Source organism: Suttonella ornithocola (assembly GCF_001889065.1).
Taxonomy (GTDB): domain Bacteria; phylum Pseudomonadota; class Gammaproteobacteria; order Cardiobacteriales; family Cardiobacteriaceae; genus Suttonella_A; species Suttonella_A ornithocola.
Map to the genome: position 1 here is coordinate 1 of NZ_LWHB01000042.1, position 5,711 is coordinate 5,711.

6 protein-coding genes and 1 pseudogene are annotated in these 5,711 nt (G+C 40.1%); 5 read left to right on the forward strand and 2 right to left on the reverse strand.

Features of this window, described 5'->3' with window-relative positions; all coding sequences use genetic code 11:
• The first annotated feature begins 68 nt into the window (after positions 1-68).
• The 5 genes from A5N85_RS03545 to A5N85_RS03565 are packed head-to-tail and all read left to right on the forward strand — an operon-like array spanning position 69 to position 4,175.
• Positions 69-542, forward strand: a complete 474-nt coding sequence (locus A5N85_RS03545; RefSeq protein WP_072576006.1) for an FxsA family protein — start codon at positions 69-71, stop codon at positions 540-542.
• Positions 542-1,987 carry a nicotinate phosphoribosyltransferase gene (locus A5N85_RS03550; protein WP_072576007.1) on the forward strand — a complete coding sequence of 482 codons (1,446 nt, stop codon included), beginning with the start codon at positions 542-544 and terminating at the stop codon, positions 1,985-1,987. The genes A5N85_RS03545 and A5N85_RS03550 overlap by 1 nt, the downstream gene beginning before the upstream one ends.
• On the forward strand, positions 1,984-2,730 hold the full coding sequence (gene nadE / locus A5N85_RS03555) for an NAD(+) synthase (RefSeq protein ID WP_072576008.1): 747 nt from the start codon (positions 1,984-1,986) through the stop codon (positions 2,728-2,730). Before A5N85_RS03550 ends, nadE begins: the two co-directional genes overlap by 4 nt.
• 28 nt (positions 2,731-2,758) lie before the next feature.
• Positions 2,759-3,868, forward strand: a complete 1,110-nt coding sequence (locus tag A5N85_RS03560) for a D-alanyl-D-alanine carboxypeptidase family protein (protein ID WP_072576009.1) — start codon at positions 2,759-2,761, stop codon at positions 3,866-3,868.
• 1 nt (position 3,869) lies between these two features.
• Positions 3,870-4,175 carry a YbeD family protein gene (locus tag A5N85_RS03565; protein ID WP_072576010.1) on the forward strand — a complete coding sequence of 102 codons (306 nt, stop codon included), beginning with the start codon at positions 3,870-3,872 and terminating at the stop codon, positions 4,173-4,175.
• A gap of 511 nt (positions 4,176-4,686) precedes the next feature.
• Here A5N85_RS03565 and A5N85_RS03570 read toward each other — a convergent pair.
• Positions 4,687-5,389 (reverse strand): annotated as a pseudogene (locus A5N85_RS03570) (IS630 family transposase); the annotation flags it as partial.
• Positions 5,390-5,398: 9 nt separating this feature from the next.
• Positions 5,399-5,659, reverse strand: coding sequence for a transposase (locus A5N85_RS14570; protein ID WP_169818613.1), 261 nt, complete (start codon positions 5,657-5,659; stop codon positions 5,399-5,401).
• Positions 5,660-5,711: the final 52 nt, after the last annotated feature.

Genomic DNA, 5,711 nt, shown 5'->3' on the forward strand with positions numbered 1-5,711 from the left:
TAGAAAGGCGATGAGAAAATTCTTTTATCTTGATTTTCTTAGTCAGAATGAATTTTTTGGAGGACAAAATGCCATTATTATTGTTTTTTGGCGTATGGGGTTTATTGGAATTAGTGGTATTGGTAGCGGTCGCAGGTGCTATTGGCGCATTGTGGACGATTTTTTTATTGATAATAAGCGCAGTCATCGGCATTTGGGTCTTACGCGGTCAACAAATGCTTTTTATGTTGCGCTTACGCACGCTTCAGCTTCAACCTAATGCCTTACAAGAAGGGATGTATCGTTTATTGGCAGGGGTATTGCTGATTTTGCCGGGTTTTATCAGCGATGCTTTGGCAGTATGTTTGTTAATCCCTAAATTAAGAGGCTTAATTGGACTTTCTTTACTGCGCGCTTTTAAGCCAGATATTGTGATGAAACGCTTTGGCTTTGGTAAGGATGTTCCTAATAATGTGTATGAACATGATGGTTCGGTGGAAGCGCATCGTGCAGACGGGACGAAGATTGAAGGGGAATTTATTGAACATCAGGAGCGCAAATAATGGGCTTAGATAATCGTGCTTTATTGATGGATTTTTATGCGCTCACAATGGCAAATACCCATTTTGTCAAAGGGCGTGCAGAGCAATGGGCGGTATTTGATTATTATTTTCGCCGCGTTCCCGAAAAAGGGGGCTTTGCGGTTTTTGCAGGTTTAGAAACGCTATTAGATATTCTGCAAGATTTTCATTTTACGGATGATGATATTGCTTTCTTGCGCGCCAAAGGCGGATTTGATGAAGACTTTTTGAATTTTTTAAGCACTTTTCACTTTCGTGGCGAAATTTATGCTTTTGATGAAGGCACAGTGATTTTCCCAAATGAGCCTGTTGTTACTGTCCACGCACCGCTAATTGATTGTCATTTAATTGAAACGATTTTATTACTCACTCTAAATCATCAATCTCTCATTGCCACTAAAGCTGCCCGAATTTGCTCACAAGCTCAGGGACGGACGGTTTTAGAGTTTGGTTCACGACGCGCGCATGGCAGCGATGCCGCTCTTTATGGCGCAAGAGCGGCTTTTATTGGTGGCGTGGAAGCCTCCGCCAATACTTTAGCAGAAGCCGCTTTTGGTGTGCCTGCTCGCGGAACAATGGCTCATGCTTTTGTGCAAAGTTTTGAGGATGAATTTTCCGCTTTTAAAGCGTATGCAGAAGTCTATCCTGATAATACGATTTTATTGGTGGATACGTATGACACGTTAAAAAGCGGTGTCCCCAATGCCATTCGCACGCATCAAGAAGTATTAGCGCCAATGGGTAAAAAATTACAAGGGATTCGTTTAGACAGTGGCGATTTAGCATATTTAAGCCGACAAGCGCGTAAGATGTTAGATGCTGCGGGATTAACGGATGTTAAAATCGCGGTGAGTAATGGTCTTGATGAGTTTTTAATTAAAGATTTACTCACACAAGAAGCCGCCATTGATATTTTTGGCGTGGGCGAACGGTTGATTACTGCTCGCAGCGAGCCCGTATTTGGTGGCGTTTATAAAATTGTCGCATTAGAAGAAAACGGACTGTTAATCCCTAAAATTAAAGTGAGCGGTGATACCATTAAAACTTCTACACCAGGCTTTAAACAAGTCTGGCGCTTTTATGATACTGATGGAATGGCAACAGCGGATGTTGTCAGCTTACGCGATGAAGTTATTGATGAACAGCAGCCGTATTTATTATTCGACCCTATTTCCCCATGGAAGAAAAAGCATGTTCGAAACTTCTATGTTCGTCCTTTATTAAACTTGGTCTATCAACATGGCAAACGCTGTAAAGTATCGCCAACATTAGCCGAGGTTCAACAACATCGTGAACAATCTTTGGCAGAAATGTGGTCAGAAGTGAAACGATTAGAAAACCCTCACGGCTATTATGTTGATTTATCTCGCCCATTATGGGAACTCAAACAATCTATGCTCGCAGAAATTAGCGGAGAAAACGAATGAATATGCAAACTTATGCCGATTATTTAGTTAATTGGCTAGAAAATCAGCGAAAAACGCTCTATAAAATGGATGGCTATGTTTTAGGGGTAAGCGGTGGCGTGGATTCTGCGGTATGTGCGTATTTGCTCGCCAGAACGGGGACTCCCGTCCATTGTTACATGCTGCCTGCGGCAGTATCCTCTGAAACCGATTTAACCGATGCTAATGCTGTCTTAGATGGTTGCGGTTTATCAGGAGAAGTTATCTCTATTGAACCGATGTATCAAGCAGTGATGACTAGCGTCGCTAGCGCACTACATCCTGATCCAGAACGGGTAAAAGTTCTACATGGTAATGTCATGGCGCGTTTACGTATGGTGACTTTATTTACGCTTGCCCAAAGCTATCGTGCCGTCGTTGTTGGAACAGATAATCTTGCAGAATCTTATACAGGCTATTTCACCAAATTTGGTGATGGCGCAGCAGATGTTCTGCCATTGGCGCGTTTACGAAAAGAGCAAGTTCTTGCGTTAGCAGAAGTATTAGGCGTTCCCTCACAAATTATCTATAAAGCCCCTAGTGCGGGACTTTGGGAAGGACAAACCGATGAAGATGAATTAGGCGTTAACTATACCGTCTTAGATACCTTTTTACGCGGAGAAAAAGTCAGCAAAGCAGCCCAAAAACGTATTGCCTTTTGGCATAACCGTTCGCATCACAAACGGATGCTACCGCCTATGCCTGAAGAAACACCCAATCAATGATTCCCTCTTTTTATAGACGATTTATCTTATGAAAAAACTATTTCTTTTATTTCTAACCTTTCCCTTACTAGTTTGGGCACAAGCCACACCAAACGAATTGGTGAAAAGTTATGTATTAATGGATGCCGAAAGCGGACAAATTTTAGACGCGCTCAATCCTAATGAAGAACTACCACCCGCCAGTATTACTAAGCTAATGACCGCTTACGTAGTCTTTGATGCTCTCAAAAACGGAAAAATTCAATTAACTGATAAAGTGCCTGTTAGCGAACGTGCATATCGCCAAGAAGGTTCACGGATGTTTATTGAAATCCGCTCACAAGTTCCCGTAGAAGATTTGATTCGTGGGATGATTATTCAGTCAGGTAATGATGCCAGTATTGCTTTGGCAGAATATGTCGGTGGTAGTGTGGAAAACTTTGTGGAAATCATGAATGCCGATGCTAAAAAGCTTGGCATGGACCATACCCATTATAAAAATCCTACTGGCTTGCCAACAGAAGGACATTACTCCACCGCACACGATATCGCCACCCTATCGCGCGCCATTATCACCCAATTTCCCGAATACTATCGCTACTACAGTGAAAAATCTTTCCGCTGGAATAAAATTACCCAACCTAACCGTAACCGCTTATTATTCTCTAATGCCAATGTCGACGGACTCAAAACAGGACATACCGAAGCCGCTGGCTATTGTTTGGCCGCTTCTGAAAAACGTGGCGACATCCGCCTAATCACTGCGGTTTTAGGCGCGAAAAAAGAAGCGGATCGTTTTCAAGCTAGCCAAGTATTGCTGAATATTGGTTTTGCGCAATTTACTCAAGTTTCTCCGCTTAAAGCCAATCAAGTCCTAATGCAAGCGACTGTTTATAAGGGTGAAGAAAAGACGGTTGATGTTATTCCCGCTCATGCCGTTAGCTTAATGATGCCAAAAAATGCCCCTACCCTTAAAGCCAATGTCAATTTAGATACGCTAATTGCCCCTATTAAAAAAGGCGATACCGTTGGCACCATTACCCTTACTGACGGCACAAAAACCTATACAACCTTACCTGCAATCGCAGCAAAAAATGTTCCAGAAGGCGGCTTTTTTCGTCGCAGCTGGGATGGATTAAAACTTTGGTGGGAGAACTAAAATGACCGACGAACCTAAAAATCATCCTTCAACAGACGAATTTTCCGAACAAGAAACCCTGATTGAATTCCCCGCGCGTTTCCCCATTAAAATCATGGGAAAAAACACGCCAGAATTTCAATCTGCGGTTTTAGCCATTATCAATCAAACCATTCCTGAAAAAGACCGTATCGAAATACGCGAACAGCCAAGCAAAAACGGGGCGTATTTAGCCATAACAGTTGTTGCAATGTTCTACGATAAACCGACCATTGATAACGTCTATCAAGCACTAACCGATGAACCTTTAGTACTGATGGCACTATAGCTATAGCAGGGCTCCCAAAAAATGCATACCGTACTTGGAGATAGAAGACTGTTTTCAAAGTGGATGCTAAGTTAACGTTGTATGCTTTTTTTGGGAAGTTGGCTATAGCTAACAAATATAAAAACTCACGCTTTCAGTGGTAATCAAATCCGCTAAATAACAAGACATTCTATCAACCTTACCCAATCTTCTGGTAGTGAATAATGTTCTGTTTTTTAGCGGATTTGACTATATAGATACTGTTATGAATTCCCCAAATACGGGGCAAACATATAAGTCAAATACAGGAGATACAAAAACTGCTCTTTTAGTTAAAAAATATTAAATATTAAGCCATAGATAAATTATATAGCGTTGGCAAAATATTACTAACTTATTCAATTTCACTATGAGATTAAAATAATTATTTAAAAAACAGGATAAAAAATTACCTAAAGGAATATTAACCGTCAACAAGAGTTAGATAACATGAAAATAAAATATTTTTTATTATTAATATTGATATTTATAGTCAATTAAATCCAGAATAGGACAAAAGAGCATCCCAAAAGACATCAAAATTAGATAAAACTTTACGTAAATACTTTTAAGATTGCCCCACTGCTTTTCGATTAGATTTAACTCTGGCGAATAAGGTGATAAAGGCAAAACAACGTGACCAAATTTTTCGGCTAACGCTTTTAGAACCTTCATTCGATGAAATTGAGCATTATCCATAATAATCACTGATTTAACACTCAATGATGGTAATAAGTGTTCTTCAAACCATTTTTCAAAAAAGGCACTTGTCATGGTATTTTCGTAAGTCATTGGGGCAATGAGTTTATTGCCAATTTGACCTGCAACAACGGATATTCGTTTATATTTTTTGCCACTAATGGTGCTTTTAACAGTTTTCTCTTTGGATAACCTTGCAAAGGGTCGATGTAAGTAGGTATCTATACCCGTTTCATCAATATAAACCCTTTGATGGTCATTGAAGGTTGCAAGCTTGGTTAGATCGTTTTCTACTTTGATTGGGTCTTGTTCTTTGTAGGTCGTGGTCTTTTTTTAAGTGTCATACCGATTGATTTTAGTGCATAAAATATGCCTTGTGGTGTACAGGCAAAGTGTTTTGCTATTTCAAATAAATAGGCGTCATTGTATTGTTCTACATAGGTTTTAAGTTGTTCACGGTCTATTTTTCTTGATTTTGTGCCTTGAGATTGGGCGCTATAGTGCAATCATCTAAAGCCCAACCCAATCCAAAGCAGATAAAAGAATAAAGTATCAATACAATCCATCTGCCATTCTTTGCGTATTTGCTTAATCCAAGCCCACATCTTTTCAATAGGATTTAAGTCTGGACTATAAGGGAGTAACCAAACTATCTCATGCCCATGCTCTTCAATGATTGCTTGAATATCACTGCGTTTATGAAAAGCGGCATTGTCCATGACAATTACACTGTTTTTAGGTAACTCAGGTAACAGTGCTTCTCTCACCCAATGAGTAGAAAATATCGWCTGTTAATAGAACCATCATATAAGCGTAAGC